Source organism: Microbulbifer echini (genome assembly GCF_041447225.1).
Lineage (GTDB): Bacteria > Pseudomonadota > Gammaproteobacteria > Pseudomonadales > Cellvibrionaceae > Microbulbifer > Microbulbifer echini.
In genome coordinates this window covers 46,000-64,302 of record NZ_JBGMEL010000006.1, presented here as the reverse complement: position 1 = coordinate 64,302, position 18,303 = coordinate 46,000, and the positions used below count along the sequence as shown (strand labels likewise).

Annotated in this window: 14 protein-coding genes; 9 read left to right on the top strand and 5 right to left on the bottom strand. The window is 49.2% G+C overall.

All coding sequences use genetic code 11. The annotated features are described in order from the left end of the window. The first annotated feature begins 373 nt into the window (after positions 1–373). Positions 374–3,901, top strand: a complete 3,528-nt coding sequence (locus ACCI51_RS07585) for an amino acid adenylation domain-containing protein (RefSeq protein ID WP_371843174.1) — start codon at positions 374–376, stop codon at positions 3,899–3,901. Positions 3,902–4,010: 109 nt separating this feature from the next. Here ACCI51_RS07585 and ACCI51_RS07580 read toward each other — a convergent pair whose 3' ends face one another. The 3 genes from ACCI51_RS07580 to ACCI51_RS07570 all read right to left on the bottom strand — a co-directional run bounded on the left by ACCI51_RS07580 (position 4,011) and on the right by ACCI51_RS07570 (position 7,114). Then, complete coding sequence (locus ACCI51_RS07580; RefSeq protein WP_371843173.1) at positions 4,011–5,252, bottom strand: MFS transporter; 1,242 nt, start codon at positions 5,250–5,252, stop codon at positions 4,011–4,013. Positions 5,253–5,426: 174 nt separating this feature from the next. Beyond that, positions 5,427–6,728: a type II toxin-antitoxin system HipA family toxin gene (locus tag ACCI51_RS07575; RefSeq protein ID WP_371843172.1), complete on the bottom strand. Its 1,302-nt coding sequence runs from the start codon at positions 6,726–6,728 to the stop codon at positions 5,427–5,429. Next, positions 6,722–7,114 (bottom strand): helix-turn-helix domain-containing protein, encoded by a 393-nt coding sequence (locus ACCI51_RS07570; RefSeq protein WP_371843171.1) that lies wholly within the window; start codon positions 7,112–7,114, stop codon positions 6,722–6,724. Before ACCI51_RS07570 ends, ACCI51_RS07575 begins: the two co-directional genes overlap by 7 nt. Positions 7,115–7,255: 141 nt before the next feature. Here ACCI51_RS07570 and ACCI51_RS07565 point away from each other — a divergent pair, with 141 nt between their 5' ends. The 7 genes from ACCI51_RS07565 to ACCI51_RS07535 all read left to right on the top strand — a co-directional run bounded on the left by ACCI51_RS07565 (position 7,256) and on the right by ACCI51_RS07535 (position 12,337). Beyond that, on the top strand, positions 7,256–7,399 hold the full coding sequence (locus ACCI51_RS07565) for a hypothetical protein (RefSeq protein ID WP_371843170.1): 144 nt from the start codon (positions 7,256–7,258) through the stop codon (positions 7,397–7,399). Positions 7,400–7,515: 116 nt separating this feature from the next. Beyond that, complete coding sequence (gene dbpA / locus ACCI51_RS07560; RefSeq protein ID WP_299588538.1) at positions 7,516–8,904, top strand: ATP-dependent RNA helicase DbpA; 1,389 nt, start codon at positions 7,516–7,518, stop codon at positions 8,902–8,904. A gap of 449 nt (positions 8,905–9,353) precedes the next feature. After that, the gene (locus tag ACCI51_RS07555; RefSeq protein ID WP_371843169.1) at positions 9,354–9,725 is read left to right on the top strand and encodes a VOC family protein; all 372 of its coding nucleotides are present in this window, start codon (positions 9,354–9,356) and stop codon (positions 9,723–9,725) included. A 102-nt stretch (positions 9,726–9,827) separates the two neighbouring features. Further along, positions 9,828–10,169: a DMT family transporter gene (locus ACCI51_RS07550; RefSeq protein WP_299588545.1), complete on the top strand. Its 342-nt coding sequence runs from the start codon at positions 9,828–9,830 to the stop codon at positions 10,167–10,169. A 258-nt stretch (positions 10,170–10,427) separates the two neighbouring features. Then, positions 10,428–10,853, top strand: a complete 426-nt coding sequence (locus ACCI51_RS07545; RefSeq protein WP_299588548.1) for an MAPEG family protein — start codon at positions 10,428–10,430, stop codon at positions 10,851–10,853. Between the two features lie 110 nt (positions 10,854–10,963). Then, positions 10,964–11,395 carry a GFA family protein gene (locus tag ACCI51_RS07540; protein ID WP_371843168.1) on the top strand — a complete coding sequence of 144 codons (432 nt, stop codon included), beginning with the start codon at positions 10,964–10,966 and terminating at the stop codon, positions 11,393–11,395. A gap of 138 nt (positions 11,396–11,533) precedes the next feature. Continuing rightward, positions 11,534–12,337, top strand: a complete 804-nt coding sequence (locus ACCI51_RS07535) for an amidohydrolase family protein (RefSeq protein ID WP_371843167.1) — start codon at positions 11,534–11,536, stop codon at positions 12,335–12,337. 134 nt (positions 12,338–12,471) lie between these two features. Here the strand turns inward: ACCI51_RS07535 and hmpA are convergent, their stop codons facing one another. Further along, the gene (hmpA, locus tag ACCI51_RS07530) at positions 12,472–13,656 is read right to left on the bottom strand and encodes an NO-inducible flavohemoprotein (RefSeq protein ID WP_371843166.1); all 1,185 of its coding nucleotides are present in this window, start codon (positions 13,654–13,656) and stop codon (positions 12,472–12,474) included. 553 nt (positions 13,657–14,209) lie between these two features. On the opposite strand from hmpA, the gene norR reads away from it, so the two are divergent. Beyond that, positions 14,210–15,781 carry a nitric oxide reductase transcriptional regulator NorR gene (gene norR / locus ACCI51_RS07525; RefSeq protein ID WP_371843165.1) on the top strand — a complete coding sequence of 524 codons (1,572 nt, stop codon included), beginning with the start codon at positions 14,210–14,212 and terminating at the stop codon, positions 15,779–15,781. 577 nt (positions 15,782–16,358) lie between these two features. Here norR and ACCI51_RS07520 read toward each other — a convergent pair. Then, the gene (locus ACCI51_RS07520) at positions 16,359–18,239 is read right to left on the bottom strand and encodes an RCC1 domain-containing protein (RefSeq protein WP_371843164.1); all 1,881 of its coding nucleotides are present in this window, start codon (positions 18,237–18,239) and stop codon (positions 16,359–16,361) included. Between the last annotated feature and the right edge of the window lie 64 nt (positions 18,240–18,303).

Sequence of the window (18,303 nt, the reverse complement as noted above, 5' to 3'; positions counted from 1 at the left end):
CAATCAATCAAAAAATCGACCTTAAAGTGAAATTGACTCTGCAAGGGCCTTTTTGTAGTGCAAAATTTCTGCTGAATACAGGCTTTATAACTAATGTGGTGGAGTAAGCGGAATAAAGAACTTGGTTAATAGCCATAATTGTATCACTTAGATCGATACCTCTCTTGCGATCCTCAATTAAATAATTGTTCTGGAATCTGCAGTTTTAGAACTTAGAGGAAATGGCCTTCAGGATGAGTAATTGATACCCGAATTTTAAAGTTTCCAGATCTTTAATAAAGATAAAAGGTAAGATTCTGTGAGTAGTCCAGTGAATAATTTCAAAATACAACGCCAAGCTAACATTTCAATCTGTGATTTGATTGCACAGAAAATGCTAGAAAATCCTGATCGCGTAGCGATTATCGATGGAAAAGTCCGGGTGGACTTTAAGCGTCTACTTCAGCGGGCCAGTACTATTGCGGCTGAGCTTGGGGTTCGTGGGGTTAAGCCCGGCTCTTTGGTTGGGGTATGCATGAACCGCTCCTGGGAGCTGGTGGCAACGTTAATTGGTGTAATGCGAGCAGGGTGTGCCTATGTACCTCTGGACCCAGCTTACCCACAAGAGCGCGTACGTTACATGCTGACACACTCACGCGCAGTGGCGGCTATCGTGGATAGTGACATTTCCGCTGACCTCTGCCGGAACGTGCGTGAGTTAGTGTGGATCGATCAGGTGGGTGATCCTACAAGGGGTGTTGTAAGTGGCCCTGTAGAGCCATCAGCAAGCGACTTGGCTTATGTTATCTATACCTCTGGCTCTACCGGCAGGCCAAAAGGTGTTGCGGTTGAGCATAAGAGCATTGTGGCTATGAGTCGCTCTATGGGTGAGTTGTTTAATGAAGTGGAACTCAAAGGGGTATTTGCCGGGGCCTCGGTCTGTTTCGATACCTCGGTGATGGAAATCTTGGGGACTCTGTCCCTTGGGGGTACTGTAATACTGGGTAAGAACATACTAGAACTGCCAAATCATCCGGCCGTCGACCAAGTGAGAACCTGTGTATCGGTGGCTTCTGCCATGCAGACATTGCTCTCTACAGAAAAATTACCCGAGAGGCTGCAGTGTCTGGTGTTTGGCGGTGAGGCGCTGAAGCGGTCACTGGTTGAGCAGGTCGATAGCCTGAAACCCGGGCTGAGAATATTCAATGCCTACGGCCCTACCGAGGATACCGTTTACTCGACTATTTCCGAAGTTACGTCAGGCACTAAGGTAGTTACGATTGGGAAGTCAGTGCCAAACTCCCGTGCCTACATTTTGGATGATGCTATGCAACCGGTTTCCCCTGGTGTGGCAGGAGAGCTGTATCTGGCTGGGAGTAAACTCGCAAGAGGCTATCTCTATGATGAAACGCTGACCAAAGCGCGTTTTATCGAGAGGGTGCCGACTGATCAGATCCCAGATACCCGCCTGTACAAAACGGGGGACTTGTGTCAGTGGACAGAGAATGGCGAGATAGAATTTCTCGGTCGGGTCGATCAGCAGGTGAAGGTCAGGGGTTTCCGTATTGAGCTTGAAGAAATTGAGTCGACCCTCGAATCGATGCCGGGCGTTGACGCCGCGGCCGCAGCGGCGGTAGATGGCGGCATTGGTCAGAAAATGCTTGCGGTATATGTCGTTAGCCGGAGCGAAGCGGTAACAGACATAGCGGTTAAAGCGTTCTTGGCGCAACGGCTTCCAAAATATATGGTCCCACAACTTGTGAGGCATCTCGCGACGTTACCGGTGTTGCCCAACGACAAGCTCGACCGCAAGACGCTTATAAAGCTGGAAGAGGGCAAACAAGTTAACCTCGGTTCAAGTATCGATTCCACAAAAAACGCCAGCCGCTTAATGCAGCGCCTGATTGGGTCCAAGTCAGAGCAACAAGCCACCATGCTGCCGATCATTCAAAGAGAGGTGGCCGTACTCCTCAATTTTGGTGATCCGGAACAGGTATCACCGAATCTCTCATTCTCCAGTCTTGGCCTCGACTCTCTGACAACCCTGGAATTTGCCCGACGATTGAGTAATAACTTGGGGCGATCAATTACTGCCCAGGCGATGATCGATTACGACACCGTAAATACTCTGGCGAGTTATATTCTCAGCACCTTGAATGACCGTGCTGGTCAAGCCCCAGTGAAAACAGCAGATCGTGCTGTATCCGATTCACTTGCCAGCTTCCAGTCGCACATTCAGTCCAGCCACCCGACATTCCAGGCCGCAAAAGCGCCGTCCTGGTCTGCAATGGATAAGAGCAAGCTGGTACAAGAAGTGATGTACATGGTCAATGACCAGCGCAGAAACCCCTACAGCAAAGTATTGCGTACAGGCAGCGCAACTCGGGGCACGGTTAGCGACGTGTATAACGATGAAGAGCAGGAAGCCATTATCTGGACAACCAATCTATATCTTGGGTTAAACCGGGATAAGAAAGTTATCGAAGAATCCGCTTCAGCGGTAGCAAGGTTTGGCACCGGGATGGGAACGTCTGCAGCAGCGTCAGGCTTAACGGATCTGCACCTGGAATTCGAAACCGAGTTTGCCGAACTGGTGGGAAAACCCAGCGCTTGCCTTTTTCCAACAGGGTATACGGCAAATGTCGGGGTGGTTGCGGGGCTGCTTGGCAAAGACGACGTGGTTGTCATTGATCAGCTGTGCCACGCCTCCATCGTTGATGGTGCCCGCCTTTGTGGCGCAACCATCAGGACATTTAAACATAACGATGCCGCCGATTTGGAATCTGTGCTGGAGTCAGAAGTATCCCCTTACCGCACAATCCTTGTTGCTCTTGAGGGTGTTTACAGCATGGGGGAGGGCGCGGCACCGGTTACAGAAATTGTACGTACCGCAAAAAAATATAACGCGCTCGTTTTAGTGGATGAGGCGCACTCATTCGGTTTTTATGGAGAGCGTGGAGCCGGCATTTGTGCCGCGCAAGGAATCACCGACCAGGTCGATTTTATAATGACGACGCTCAGCAAGGCCCTTGGCAGCCTTGGTGGCGTTATTGCGGCGAAGCAGGAATACGTCGATCTGTTGAGGTCGTCGGCTAGGGCCTACATCTTCCAGGCTTCAATCAGCCCTGCGGATATCGCCGCAGCACTGACCGCCTTGCGCCGTCTCAGTTCAGACGATGATCTGAGGGCGCGACTCTGGGAGACAACCCGCTATATGCGACAGCGGTTTGAACAGGCGGGCTATGATTTGGGAACGGGAGATGGGCCTATTGTCACGCCGCATTTCAGTGACAAAGACAAACTGTTTGCGATTGTGCAGGAATTATACAAACGCGGCGTACAGACATCGGCAGTGACCTATCCCATTGTGGAGAGTGGGCGTGGTCGACTCAGACTAATCTGCTCGGCGGCGCATACGAAAGGGGATGTAGACAAAACCGTCGAAGCCCTTGTCGAGGCGGAGCGGGAAGTGGATAAATTACTGGTGGCCACCAAAGAGGAACCCATGGACTTGAGTCTGGCGCACTCTGAAGTGGAAGGGTGGGCGAATAGTTTCTCCAGCTATCTTAACCAAACGTTGACAAAACACTCTGCTCCAACCCCCAATCTGGCTCTATCCGTGAGCGTCTCTGACCAGCAAGAGCCCGTCAGGATTTTGTACTACGACGGAAATGTCACCTTGAGTGATCATAAAATCTCCGGCTTGCCTTCATGTTCAATGCTTCTTAAAAGCTGTAAGGCTGTTTCTTCCTTGCGCTCATCGGATGTCCGGGGGCTACTCCAGAGTATTTGCGCTGGAAGCTGTGAGTTACATGGCCAGGTGGAGCCGTTTATTTGGTTTATCGCACGCATGGTTGATTGGCGACGCGCTTCAGAGGAGGTTACAGGTGCGGAGTCGCGCAAAGAGCAGGCTATTGGTTAGTTAGGTTGAATAGGTAATCTTTGGGGTTGGTCCTTCAATGCACTCTGAAGGGCCAGGTCCTATCGATAGACGTATGAAGTGATCTACTTCGCCTTCATTGAGTGGGAGATTACTTTGCTGTCCCCCTTTCGCTCAGGTTGCGCCAGCCCAGTTGCATTAAAAGTAGGACCAATATTGCCGCGAAAGCGGTAATAAAAAAGGGTAACCGAATATTCACTTCCATGGCGCCGCCGCCCACAAGGGATATCAGACTCGCTACCAGCGTAAAGCCCGCGGTGGCTATGCCCATAACCCAGCCCTGCTCCGTTTCATCGACGCTGTTGGCGAACATGTTCAGGAGAGCCGGGTAGGCGAGCCCAAAGCAGAGGTAGGCAAAGAAAATACTGAGGTAACAAAGCCAGATCTGATTACTGAATGCAAAAACCAAAGCGCTGCCTCCCATAACCAAGGCAGACAATTTGATGACTGACGGCTTAGGCCAGCGAGACAGAATCGGTTTAACCATAAACAGACTGGATATGGCCACGGCAATACCCATTGTCAGCATGGCCATACTGGTTACCAGCAAACCGGCCTGGAATCGACTGCTTAGGTAGTTGGTGATAAAGATATAAAAGCTGAGGTGTACAAGCATAAAACAGAGGTAGGCAGGACAGAGCCGTACTACCTGGGGACGGTCTTTTAAATGGGCGAACTGGGTAAAGAGATCCAGGAAGCGGAGCTTAAGCTGCCTTGGGGCCTTTCGGCTGTCATGATAGAAGATCAGGATCAAGCATAGGGTGATGGCGACAAGCCCTAGCGCAAAGTAGAAAGGCAGTTGAATGCTCGCGATATTCCCCAGCAGTGCTCGATCCGCCAATAGGCCAGCCATAATCGGACCGGCAACAGCGCCGGCACTCATACCAGCAACCAGAAGCCCCAGGTTCTTGGAGGCTTCCAGTTCACTGGTGCTGGCATCAATCATTGCCGCCTGGGCGATAGGCTGGTTACCAGCGGTAAAGCCACTGATCACCCGCCCGAGGATCAGAAGCCAAAGGTTGCTATTCACTAAAGAGAAAATGGTAATCGCATAGCCAGCGAGGGCACCTACCAGGCACAGTAGCATGGCACTCTTGCGCCCAATGTTGTCGGAAAGTCTGGCGATATACACGGAGCCAATAAACCACGCCAGAAAGAAGCTGCCGATAACGACGCCATAATATAGGTGGCGTGTTGCCTGGGGTGTATCAGTGGGGAGGAACTGGAATTTGGTTGACATAACCAGTTCATTGATAATAGGAAACAGCAGCCCCTGGCCCATCAGGTCAACAAAAACCACTGCCAGCAGAGCTAAGCGGCACATTGCGGACATGCTAGGCTCCTCGCATCCTCACCGGGGATTAAATCCAACACCTGAATCAAGAGAGTAGCTGGGGAAACCCGGCTGGAATGTGTACCTGATAGAGGGTTGTTTGAGCGATTGCTGCTTTTGGAGTATTTGCTCTATGTGGCGACGTGCTCTTGCGTAAACGGCGATTGTGATTCGTTATCCGTAGAGCTGTCGGTGGTTTTGGCTGATTTCCTGCGTCCAGCTTTCAGAAACTCCCGCGCTTTCGGCAAAGCTTTCCCATTTCTTCACCGCGGCTGCTACCTCTTCAATAATATCCATTGGCCGCTTGATACTGATTGCCCTACCTACAGTGAGTAAATCTTCTAATTGAAAATGGTCGCGTTTGCCGTTGACGCTCATTTGGTGCTGGCTGGTCCATGCACCGCCGGGGTTGTGGGCGTAGGTCACATCGAATGCCGGTGAAAGAGACCACTCGCCCTCGTGGCTCATCAGGAATGCAATGTTTTTTGTATGATCATCCTGGTTCCTGGCCAGTACATTGAATACCATCCGACGATATTGTTGAATGGCCTCACTTTTGGGCAGGTAGAGCTCACGCATAACGCTAAATGCTTGTTCGTAGGAGTGCGCACCAGCCATATTGAAATCCAGGTGTGCAATACCACAGAGGGATTGCATGTGCCGCTTCGTGCCATTCTCTCTATCGAAGCGTCGCGTCATAAAGTGTGCTCTGCCGTTCTCTTCCAGCAGCTGGCACTCTGTCATATTGATGCCGGCCTCCAGGGCCATAAGGTGGTAGGCGTATTCGATCCGCCCAAACCCATCGGTAGTGCCGAGTTCCAGGTCTCCGGCACCATCGAATTTCAGCAGCCAGTAGTCGTAATCCTTCGGTGCGGGTACCTGGCCGGAGCGAATATCGCCCTCGCTGTTCATGGCGATTACCGCCTTTGCCCTGGCGCCCCCAGCGCTGGTGCCCACCCTTAATATGTCCAGCAACGCGCCTGATCTTTCCGCATCGCTTTCGCCAAGCTGTGCGTTGAGATCGGTTTGCTTATGGGTAATTGCCGCCGCCAGCTTTACCAGCTCTTCAATATTGAGATCGACAGAGTCTTTAAAGCTACCATCCACGGCAGGCTGAAATTCCAGCGCGCCCATACCACGGGTACCGGTGTAGCAGAGCCGCTCAATAGGGTTAAAGCTCTCCGGAGTACGCCCCTGCCGGGCGAGCCAGGCATCAATTACGGCGTTACCGAACTTATCCGGCAGGCAGTCTGCAAGGAGTCCTGGCAAGCCCTTGAACGTGTCCCGGCTGAGAGTGCGGAACATGTAGGGCTCCCTAGAGATCTCGATGGGCATGGTAATTGGGGCAATATCCAGCCTGTGCCGCAGGAACGCCGGGGCGTATTCAAAAGAGCCATAACCAGCGTCATCCCAGTGCACAGCGCCAACCAACGTTCCCCATAAATGTACGGTTGCCGTATTTGTCTGAGTTACCATTCTGGCTTATCCCTTTTTTTAATTTTGCTTGTCGGACCCTGGCGAGAGGCGGACCCTCGTTTTTCGGGGCCTTCCTTGAGAGGGTTGGCAACGTTGGAGGCGCGAGCCCTTTTGCGTTGCTTGCCGTGTGTGGCAAGTTGCATGGGGCTGACTACCGGGGCAGGGAGGAATGCATCCAGTGCTTCTAGCTGCCGAAGCACTCTCAGCACCGCAACCAAACTATCGAGTCTACCGCGACCAGCCTCTAATCCCTTGATGGTGGAAGTTGAGAGGCCGGCCCGCTCAGCCATATCCTCCTGGGTGAGATTTATCCGCAGTCGGTATTCCCGAAGGCGGCTGCCCAGTGTCTCAAGTATCTGTTTATCCGATTGCCCGTGGAAGCTCATAGTAGCTGCTTTTCAAACCTTTATTGGCGTTAACTGGCCTTAACAGATGAATTTCAACCTATTATAGCAGAATGGGTCAATTTTAAGTTAATGGATGAAAATAAAGCTTTTATATGCTGAATAGCATTTTAATGGATAGAAATGCATCTGTTATTAAGGTTCAAAGCGGAGGCGTTTAAAGTGTTCTCTATAGGTGCGAGCAACGTATTAAAAGGGGTGAGCCCCGATAGAGGAGCCTATGTCGCCGATCCGAGGGCATTAAAGCATCTGGATGATTACGGATAATAAGGGGCTCGCCAGGGGGGCGGAAGGGGGTGGCCGAGTTTATGCTGGGTGAAAATCACCTTGCTGGGTGGTAGAGTAACGCGCGAATTTGACATCCAACCACTCCAGGACTCACCTTGACTGCACCCTTTACCGACCTGCCCCTAAAGCCCGCCCTGCTCAAAAACCTGGCGTCACTGAACTACACATCCATGACCGAGGTCCAGGCCAAGACACTCCCGATTGTAATCGATGGAAAAGACGTCATCGCACAGGCGAAGACCGGCTCCGGTAAAACCGCGGCCTTCGGTTTGGGTGTACTGCACCGGCTCAATGCCGACCGGTTTCGGATTCAATCGCTGATTCTATGCCCGACACGGGAACTGGCCGATCAGGTTGCGCAGGAACTGCGCCGACTGGCCAGAGCGATACACAATATTAAGATTCTGACGCTGTGTGGCGGCATGCCGTTCGGTCCGCAGATCGGATCCCTGGCACATGGCGCGCACATCATTGTCGGCACACCCGGGCGTATTGAAGAACACCTGCGCAAGGGAACACTGTCACTTGAGCATGTCGACACGTTGGTCTTTGACGAAGCCGATCGGATGCTCGATATGGGGTTTCAGGACGTTATCGATACCATTCTGGCGCAAGTGCCGGCCGAGCGACAATCGTTACTGTTCAGCGCGACCTATCCGAATGAAATCGAACGCCTCAGTGCCCGGGTCATGCAAAAACCGGTGATGGTGCGAATTGAGTCCGCGCACAGTGAGGACGTGATCGAACAGCGCTTTTACAAAACTGAGAGCTTTGATGATCGTTTGGAGATGACTCGGCGCATCCTGCTCAATGACAAACCGGTCAATACTCTGATTTTCTGTAATACCAAGCGCGAAACCGATGACGTGGCCGACAACCTGGAGCAGGCCGGGTTCAATGTGCTTGCCTTACATGGCGACATGGAGCAGCGTCAGCGTAACGAAACGCTGATTCGCTTCGCCAATGGCAGCGCCTCAATCCTGGTGGCCACCGATGTGGCGGCACGCGGCCTGGATATTGATAAACTTGATGCCGTCATCAACTTTCATATTGCCAAAGATCCGGAAGTGCACACTCACCGCATCGGGCGGACCGGGCGAGCTGGTGAGCGCGGTTGTGCTTACTCCTTATTTGCCGAGAAGGAGGGTCATAAACTTCTGCGCATGAATCTGACGCAGGACCCCCTGTCCGACCCGGATACACCACCACCGGCCAATATATTAAGTGAGCCCCCGTTTCAGGCGACGATGGCCACCCTGCTGATCGATGGCGGAAAGAAACAGAAAGTCCGTCCGGGTGATATTCTGGGTGCGCTGACCGGTGGCGATCATCCGATCAGCGGGCAGGATGTTGGCAAGATCAACGTACTGGATATGAAGGCCTATGTGGCGGTTAAACGAAACGTGGCAGCGCAAGCACTGAAAAAGATCGAAAACGGAAAACTGAAGGGGCGTAAATTCCGGGTGCGACGTATCCGGGGGTAAGTTGAGAGGTTTGATCTTCATCCCATACAACTGAACGATGCTTCGATAGAGCGGCTTTCACCCAATGAGCACCAGAAGCAGATCCATAGTTTGGTAAAACACCAGCGTTGATACTTTGTTATGTGGCTAGGCACCGATCCCGATCGGTGCCAAAGGCAACAACAGCAGTGACATATCAGGTTTTGAGTGTGTAACTGTCCCGGCCATAAATACGGAATACACTTCACAAAATGAGCGTCTTGTAATCAGGGCAGTAGCCACAGCGTTGATCAAGTAGTTAAATGTGGACAAGGCCAATCCTCTGGTAGCTTTTCCTTGTTTGGCTTGTGCGTCGACTACTGCCGCGCTAACAAATAGCAGTCGACGACAATGCCGCAGTTGTCGGTGGTGTTGGATTTTATTTTCACAGGGTGTTTCTAATACTTGTTGGACTTTAATGGAAGTGAAAAATGCCTAATATTCGCAAGCCAAACCTGCAGCTCATCTACGTCTCAGATGTCAAAAAATCAACGGAATATTACAAAGACCTTTTTAATTTTGAGCCTCACTTCGTAACACCAAGGTATGTGGTCTTCAAGATTGATGGCGAGGCTGACTTTGCTATCTGGTCTGGCGGTGAAGTGCCAGAGAACGACTTTCCCAGGTTTACAGAAATAGGCATCAATTTGGCATCTGACAGTGAAGTTAAAGCGCTTTATCAAGAGTGGAAAAATGACCCCAAAATTAATTTTTATAAAGAGCTGCATACCGATGTGTTTGGGGAGACCTTTTTAATCAAAGATCCCGACGGCCACGTCATTCGTGTTTCGTCAGCAGACTAAGGGAGATGTAAGTTTTAACGCTGTGGCTGAGCTCCCGGGGTTGGTGGACGCTTAAGCAAGCGTTTCGCGAGGCGATGCTTACTCAATCATTAAGGAGGTCACGTGTCACACTGGATTTATCTTTCCGTAGCAATTGTCGCCGAAGTCTTGGGTACATCATTCCTGAAAAGCTCAGATGGGTTCTCTAAACTCGTTCCGTCTGTGATCGTTGTTGTATCGTATGCGCTCGCATTTTATTTACTTTCAATCTCATTGAAGACTCTCTCAGTTGGTGTTGCATATGCAGTATGGTCTGGGGTGGGTGTCGCATTAATTGCTTTGTCCGGGTATGTCTTCTTTGGGCAAAAGCTTGATTGGGGGGCGATTCTAGGTATAACTCTAATCGTCACAGGGGTTGTAGTTATTAACCTCTTTTCTGCGAGCGTTGAAGGCGGTAGTTCCTGACAGGTGCAGGTGATTTTTTTGGTCCTTCGGGCACCCCTGCTGGAGTGATATACATTTTATTTGTCCTGTAAGGTACATAAGATATTAAAAGTGTGGTTTTTTGTTCTCTCATTGCGCTCTTAATATAGTGTGGATTTTATGCGGACAGGTGGCAGCTATAAATTGTTCTATTTGAAATAGTGGCATATAGTTTCGTTGTCATCGCTTTTTATGACTTCATTGTCCCCAAATTCGAACTGGGTAGTGATCGGAGCGTTCATGGAAACAAGCGCTGAACTGATTCGGCCTGTGGTGGCGTTAGTGATTTGGTCTTTGCTAATGTGGCTGTGGATGTACGCTACGAGACTACCAGCTATCGCGGCTATGAAATTGGAGTTGGACCCAGAAGCCCCAGCGGGTACTCTAATGTCAAAGCTTCCGCCAAGCGTTCGCTGGAAGGCTGATAACTATAACCATCTAATGGAGCAGCCGACCATATTCTATGCCATTGTGCTTTCCCTGGTTTTTCTTGATGCGTCTACAGAAGTCAACGTTATTGCGTCTTGGGTCTATGTGGGTTTGCGGCTGGTTCACAGTCTTTTTCAGTCCCTGGTGAACAAGATTGAAGTGCGTTTTGCCATTTTCTTCCTGTCGAATATTCCATTGTTTATCTTGGCATTTGATGCAGCAAATAGAGTCTTTTGAAGGGGGCTGGAGTAAGAGCAGGGGGGAGGGTAAGCAATCTGTACCAAAGGGTGCACTTAGGTCTAATTGAGTCGATTAACTAAATTGCTATAAGTTTATGGGTTCATTCTATGATTAGTGAAAAAGCGATCACGCCCGGAGGCTGTTTATGCGGAGCTGTACGGTATGAGGTAAGAGGGCCACTTAGAAACGTAGTAAATTGTCACTGCACGTTGTGTCAAAAGTTGCATGGTAACTTTGGATCCCATACCAAGGCCCGCAAAGTTAATATCAAAATCACAAAAGATGATGGTTTGGCTTGGTATAAAACATCAGATGTAGCCCGGAGAGGCTTCTGCCGGGAATGTGGGTCAAGTCTTTTTTGGGAACCGTTCAATCTTGATGCAACTGGAATTATTGCCGGATCACTGGATGGCCAAACCGGGTTGAAAACAATGGGGCATATATTTGTCAGTGAAAAGTCAGATTTTTACGAGATCAATGATGAATATCCGCAGTTCCAAAAGTCGTCGGATGGCCAGTTGGTCAATGACTATACGTAGGCATATCTTGTGATAGTGAATAGCCTACTTTAGCGTCTCTGCAATTTTTCAAGTTTGGTAGGATCACATAAGGCAATATTGTATTTGAGGGAAGTTCAAGGCCAATTCAAACCAATTCAAAACAAGGAAGCGATCACTATGACGGTAATTGATGTATGGGCCCAGCATCCAACAGAGCGCTTTCTTGCTGAGCCCTTCTTAGTCACTTTGAAGCGGTGGATGGGGCAGGACTTCAAGGACGTTCCCATAGAGTGGACATTGTTAGCCATGGAATCGGCAAATGTCTCCAGGGCACTGATTTCTGCTTGGTATGGTCCCAGTGGAGCGCTTATCAGTAATGAAGAGGTCCTTGAGATCACCTCGTCTTACCCTGGCCAGTTTTCTGGGCTTGCCTCAGTTGACTTGAGGAATCCAGTAGCAGCGGTTCAAGAGCTGCGGAAGTATGTTTCTGAGTATGACTTTAAAGGCTTGCGTATTGTGCAGTGGCTCTGGGAGCTTCCCTGTTCGCACCCTTTGTACTACCCATTGTACGCAGCGTGTGTTGAGCTTGATGTGCCTGTTTGTCTTCAAGTTGGGCTGACCGGTCCCTTGCGCAGTTCTGAATCTGGCCGCCCTATTCATATTGAAAGGGTTGCACTCGATTTCCCGGATTTGAAGATAGTTTGTGGTCATATAGGTTACCCTTGGCATAATGAGATGATCGCTTTTGCCACCAAGTTCCCGAATGTTTATATAGATACTTCTGCATATAAGCCTAAGCGATACCCACAAGAACTGGTTTCTTATATAAAGGCTCATGGTCGGAGTAAAGTGATGTTTGGTAGTAACTATCCCATGCTGACACCGGAGGCTTGCCTGGAGGAGATGCACTTGTTGGGATTGGATGAAGAAGTATCGGAGCTGTTTTTATCTAAGAATGCCGAGAAAGTTTTTAAGCTCTAGTTGGTTTGATCTTGGCACTCCGCGCTGCAAAGCTTTAACTGGCAAGACGCCTTTGAACTGTAGGGTCTTGCCAGATAAAGCCATTGTAAACCTGGGATCATTAATGTGATCGTTTTCTGGTTTACTTTTTATATTTATATATCGCTATAGGGGCCAAATACCTCATAAAATATCCTGTCAGAATCCACCCTCAGGTCAACCAGCTGCTCTTTGATATTCTTCATAAATCCTGTAGGTCCGCACAAGTAGAACTCGCCTTGGGCAATGGGAAGTTGCTCGCGAACAAATTCCAGATTCATTAGCCCGGAAAAGGTACTTTCCTTTGCGCCCGATGTATACCAATAGTAGTGTTTGATATTGGAATTGTTCGACGCAAACTCGGTGAGCCTCTTCTTGAAAGAGTGCTGCTCCTCCTTCTCGCAGGCGTGTAAGAAGGTGATTGGTCTGCTAGGTTCCTTTTCGTATAGGGATTCCAGCATAGAAAGTAAAGGGGTTACCCCAACACCGGCTGAGATCAGCACGATAGGTTTTACTGAGTCTCTCAGAAAGAAAGCTCCGCTCGGCGGGTAGGCCTCCAAGATATCCCCAATTTCCACCCTGTCATGTAAGAAAGAGGAGACAATACCATCTCTCGGCTGAGCCTCCCTTTTAACACTGATACGGTAAGTGGTGTTGTTAGGCTTATCGGAGAGTGAATATTGGCGAATTTCAATGTGGTCATGTGCTGGTGGCTTCACTTGAAGCCCAAGATATTGGCCTGGGCGATAGCCAATAACAGTATCGCCGTCTTCAGGCTTTAGTGTAAAGCTGGTGACCAGTTCAGACTCAATAATTTTGTCCTTAACGATAAACTGCCTGGGCCCATACCAACCTCCGGCGGCATTTTTTGAGGCGTTATAGAGTTCTTGCTCTCTCTCCATTAACAGCTTTGCAAACAATGCATAAGCCCTCTGCCAAGCATCGATAACTTCGTTGGTAAAGGTGTCGGGTATAAATTCTTCTAATGTCGCCAGTAAATGTTTTCCGACGATGCCATATTGCTCAGGCTGAATAAAATAGCTGGTATGCTTCTGGGCAACGCGTTCAATCAAAGGCTGAAGGGCGGGTAGATTGTCTATATTCTTTGAGAAGGTTGATATGGCACTGAAAAGGGCAAACGGCTGTTTGCCGCTTTCCTGATTGCTCATATTGAAGATATTTTTTAACTCAGGGTTACAAGAAAACATTCTACGGTAGAAATATTTAGTAATATCTACGCCCGCACCATCGAGAATCGGACTAGTAGCTTTAACAATTTTTATTTCTCTAGATGTCAACATGATTTGCTCCTTTATACATCTAACGGAAAATTTATCGTGGACAATCCAAAACGGAGGTATCAGAAATCCGATACTTGAAAAAATTGCTGATCGTTGCGTTCAGCCAATTAGTGAAAAAGCAGCTGTTTATTTAACCTCTAGAGAGAGGCTATATTGTGCGACGCAGCGGCTTATGTATCCGATTTTTATAAGTGTTGCGCTGATGACCATAAAGATATGGCCAGCGACCTGTGCCGGAAGTGAAAAGTGGTGGGACATGGGATAGCAGATAACGACGGTTACTATCAGGAAGGGCACTGATAATAGAAGGGTAAGATTGCCAGCTTTAAGCAGGAGTTCGAAGCGTCTGCGCAGGAGTGGGTTTTCAGTGGCGAGCATTTTGACCTCTATGGCAATTCCAATCTCATTATCTTTGATAGCAAGCGCCATGCCAAAAATTTAAAACCTTAAAAATCAATAAGTTACAGATATTTTAAGATTTTATAGTGTCATTTTGACCCAGTTAATGTGTATGTCATAATGACATCAATATTCTGTTTGGACTCATCGATAAATGACAGATATAAACGCCAACCTTCTATTGGAAGTAGCGCTGGATCTGGCTAACAGCCTGAATAACAGTGACCGCTTCGAACGCCTACTTTCCACCATTCGCAAGGCAATCAAGTGTGATGCCGTCGCATTGCTGGGGTTGAATGGGGATGTGCTCACCCCGTTAGCGGTGCAAGGACTTGCGAGACGAACGCTGGGGCGCCGCTTTATCGTCAGTGAGCATCCTCGACTTGCGCAAATTTGTGCCTCGGAAAACCCCGTTCGCTTTCCGTCGGACTGTGCTCTGCCCGATCCTTTTGATGGGTTGCTGCTGGATAGAGAAGGGGATCTGCCTGTGCACTCCTGTATGGGGTTGCCCCTCTATTCTGATAACCATCTTGTTGGCCTGCTAACCCTGGATAGCATGGCCGCAGATGCCTATGGACGAATTAGTGACCGAACTCTCGAATTGATTGCGGCCCTGTCAGCCGCCACACTGAAAACGGCCTTGGAATTAAAAGCGCTCTCACTTTCAGCAGAGCACGCCGAGCAGCTGGTGAAGGAGCTCACCCAAGAAGCCTTTTTGCGTGATGGTGGCGAGTTAATTGGCGAAAGCCAGGTGATAAAGACTTTACGCAGCGATATCGAACTGGTGGCCGGCTCCGACTACAACGTTCTGATTCTTGGAGAGACCGGTGTTGGTAAGGAGTTGGTGGCTCGCACTGTGCATAGACTCTCGCCACGCAGAGAGAAGCCCCTTGTTTATCTTAATTGCGCCTCTCTAACGGAGACCTTAGCGGAAGCGGAGCTTTTTGGGCACGCCAAAGGCGCCTTCACTGGGGCGGATCGCGAGAGGCCAGGTAAGTTTCTCCTGGCTAATGGTGGGACGATCTTCCTCGATGAAGTGGGCGAGCTGCCCCTGGCGGTGCAAAGTAAGCTGCTGAGAGTGTTGCAAAGTGGTGAGATCCAGCCGGTTGGTAAAGATACCGTTCAGCATGTGGATGTCCGTATCGTTGCTGCAACTAATCGGGAGCTATTAAAGGAGATTGAGGGTGGGGGGTTCAGGGCAGATTTATACCATCGGCTATCGGTTTATCCTTTGGAAGTGCCTCCTTTATCACAGAGAGAGAATGACGTTTTGTTGTTAGCGGATTACTTCCTGGAGAAGTCCCGGCGAAAGCTGGGCTTTCGCCAGCTAAGATTATCGGCAGATGCTTCCAGTAAGTTAAAGCGCTATGGTTGGCCGGGAAATGTGAGGGAGCTGGAGCATGTCATCAGCCGGGCAGCACTTAAGGCGAGAAAGGGTTCATCTCCCTCAGAGATTGTTTCACTCACCGCCGCGCACGTAGAGATTCCAGATGATATCACGGCTAAACCTGAAATTGAGAAGCCGATTCAATCACCGCTTGAAATAGTAAGCCTCAGGTCAGCGATTGAAGATTATCAGCGTGAACTTATAGGGCATATGTTGATCAAGAGTGACGGGAATTGGAGTAGGGCTGCGAAATTGCTTTCTGTGGATAGAGGGAACTTAGTTCGCCTTTCGAAGCGGTTGGGTATCTCTATTAAAAAAGAAGTTGTGGGAGCGCAGTAATAGAGCTTTGCTCATTAAAGAATATGAAAGAGAGATGTGCGAATAAAGATATTAGATTCCCAGTCGCAAGTACGGTTCTCGCTTTATTGGTTGGGCTAGTTACCTATAGCTGGGTGATTGTTGGTGGAGGCTGGCAGTGCTTCGGCACTTCTATTCCTGGGACAGTAAACGCTACTTGAACGGCATGCTTAAGCCTATTGTTGCCTGACTGACGCAGGGCTTTGAGTAATCTCGGCTTTCACCATGCCGCCCACTATGCGGACGGTATGGTGTTTTTTTCTGCTCGAAACGCTCCTGCAGAGTGACCGCACATTACAATATTCTAAGGATTACATTCTAGCGGCTGCTGTTTTCATAAATCCAAATGAATGCCTTTATATTCTGATCAATAATTTCGCTAGCCTTGGTAGCGAAGTCATAGTTGATCAGCGCCACTGTAATCCTGCACTGACAAAAGGCATTGTAATATAGCTACGCTGCTCTCTATCGAGCGCCCTCAAATAGAAACCTCCCCCCTAATGAAGTAGGCCGCCCTACTAACAGCGGAAGGTTTCAAATGCCTCGATATAATTATGAATCAAAATCCCTTTACTATGACTGGAGTGCTACGATCAACAAAAGAGCCACTTTCACCTAGTTGGCCAAAGGCGTTATAGCCCCAGCAGCGTACTTGACCGCCATCCAGAACAACGCAGGTATGAGCATGGTTGCTTGAAATAGCGATAACATTTTTATCAAGGTTTGCCACCTGAACAGGTTCGCCTTCACTAGCTGGTAGATCATTACCGCTACCGAGTTTGCCAAAATATTTACTGCCCCAGCACCACACCTCCGAAGTGTCAGAAACAATACACGTGTGAGCACCCCCTGTTTCAATCATTACCGGGGTGACTGGCAGTGCAACTTCCACTGGTGTGGCACTGTATTGATTCCACCAATACTCTCCAGTAATACCCGGGCCTAGCTGACCAATAGCGCCGTTGCCCCAGCAGAACACCTTGTCGGTATTATCAATGATACAGCTATGGGAGCCTCCCGAGGAAATTGCCTTAGCATTGGATATTCCCACAACTGACGAGGGAGAGTGTTGCTGTAATAACCATGAGCCATCGCTATCACCGTCACCCAATTGCCCTTGAAAATCTGCCCCTAAACACTGAACAGCACCACTATCTAAAAGACCGCACGTATGTAGTCCCCCCGGACTCAGCTGAGTGGCCGTTTCCAATCCGGTAATCGTTGTGGCTCTTTCTCTGTTCGTTTCCTCAAGCGCAAGCTCTCCGCGTGGTGAATGGATTCTTGTGCGTCCCCAGCACACCGTGTCGCCCCCCGATTTTAGGCCACACATAACCGAATGGCTTCCTTCAATACTGACGACATCATCAATCGGATTATTATCTATACCAACAACATAAACTGGCGATGTTTCCATCATGGGCTCAGTTAACTCCCAAGCGTAACGCCAACTCCCGTCTACTCCATTACCCAATTGGGTGTAATAGTTAGCACCCCAGCACTGTACAGCACCACTTACAAGTACCGCACAGGTATGTGCGTAGCCGGCAGCGATATCAATAGCCGGTTCCGCAAGGCCAACAATGGTGCTGGGTTCACTTTTCCCTTTTAAAATTACTCCATTTTGTTCTGCGCCAGAGCCATCACCCAATTGCCCCCAATGCTTTGCGCCCCAACAACGAACCGATCCGCCTTCTAGTAATGCACAGGTGTGCAAACCTCCGGCGGCAACATCAATGGCGGTGTAAACCCCCTCAGAAACTTGCGTAGCAGCGACTTGTGCTCGCGCTAATAAGGCAGATTCAGCATTAAAATGATCGACCACTATTTTGTTATATCCGAGCCCTACACCATCGTCAACGCGATATTCACGAAAATAGCCCGCGGCAAAACGTCGCGGCGTTGGTTGATTTGAAGCTTGAAAATGCCCCCCAGATATTCCTTCATCCCAATCTAAGCGCGGAATCCATTCCATACCCATCGGATCACCATCTGCTCCGGGACCTCCAGCCGCATTTTGAGATGTAAAATTACAGATATCCCAGTGAGCAGCATCCATCCGAAAGGCCTCATAGGCCTCCAGCATGGCGCATTCAATTTTTGACGTGTCAAGCTCGTAAGGATCAAATCCAAAATAGGCTCTCCACCAGTTTTTTCTATCCCATAGGTAGGCATTGAGATTGGCAAAGCCGGTATACTCGTAAGGGTGCTCATCCCAATAAATGGGGTACTGAGGAAAAATACCCTCTCCTGTGTCTATTGTTTCGTTATCAAACTCAACCCCGAATGCTGTTGATCGATCGGAGAGAGGCTCAACCACCGCAATATCATTACTGTCATTCCCAGTGGAGGTACCACCACCACCACTACCACTGCAACTAATAGTCAAGGTAAGAGAAAGACTAAAAAGAAGCCTGGTAATGTATTTTTTTTTATGCCCCACAGATGACATCCTTGACCATATAGGCCGCTATAATATTAGGATGTAATTGTTGCATTAATATGCT

Excerpts from the sequence above, each read along its gene's own strand:
- ACCI51_RS07575 (WP_371843172.1), bottom strand. The coding sequence starts at position 6,728 with ATGGTAACTCAGACAAATACGGCAACCGTACATTTATGGGGAACGTTG.
- ACCI51_RS07585 (WP_371843174.1), top strand. The coding sequence starts at position 374 with ATGCTAGAAAATCCTGATCGCGTAGCGATTATCGATGGAAAAGTCCGG.
- ACCI51_RS07535 (WP_371843167.1), top strand. The coding sequence starts at position 11,534 with ATGACGGTAATTGATGTATGGGCCCAGCATCCAACAGAGCGCTTTCTT.
- norR (WP_371843165.1), top strand. The coding sequence starts at position 14,210 with ATGACAGATATAAACGCCAACCTTCTATTGGAAGTAGCGCTGGATCTG.
- ACCI51_RS07565 (WP_371843170.1), top strand. The coding sequence starts at position 7,256 with ATGCATCTGTTATTAAGGTTCAAAGCGGAGGCGTTTAAAGTGTTCTCT.
- ACCI51_RS07540 (WP_371843168.1), top strand. The coding sequence starts at position 10,964 with ATGATTAGTGAAAAAGCGATCACGCCCGGAGGCTGTTTATGCGGAGCT.
- ACCI51_RS07545 (WP_299588548.1), top strand. The coding sequence starts at position 10,428 with ATGGAAACAAGCGCTGAACTGATTCGGCCTGTGGTGGCGTTAGTGATT.
- ACCI51_RS07555 (WP_371843169.1), top strand. The coding sequence starts at position 9,354 with ATGCCTAATATTCGCAAGCCAAACCTGCAGCTCATCTACGTCTCAGAT.
- hmpA (WP_371843166.1), bottom strand. The coding sequence starts at position 13,656 with ATGTTGACATCTAGAGAAATAAAAATTGTTAAAGCTACTAGTCCGATT.
- ACCI51_RS07580 (WP_371843173.1), bottom strand. The coding sequence starts at position 5,252 with ATGTCCGCAATGTGCCGCTTAGCTCTGCTGGCAGTGGTTTTTGTTGAC.
- ACCI51_RS07570 (WP_371843171.1), bottom strand. The coding sequence starts at position 7,114 with ATGAGCTTCCACGGGCAATCGGATAAACAGATACTTGAGACACTGGGC.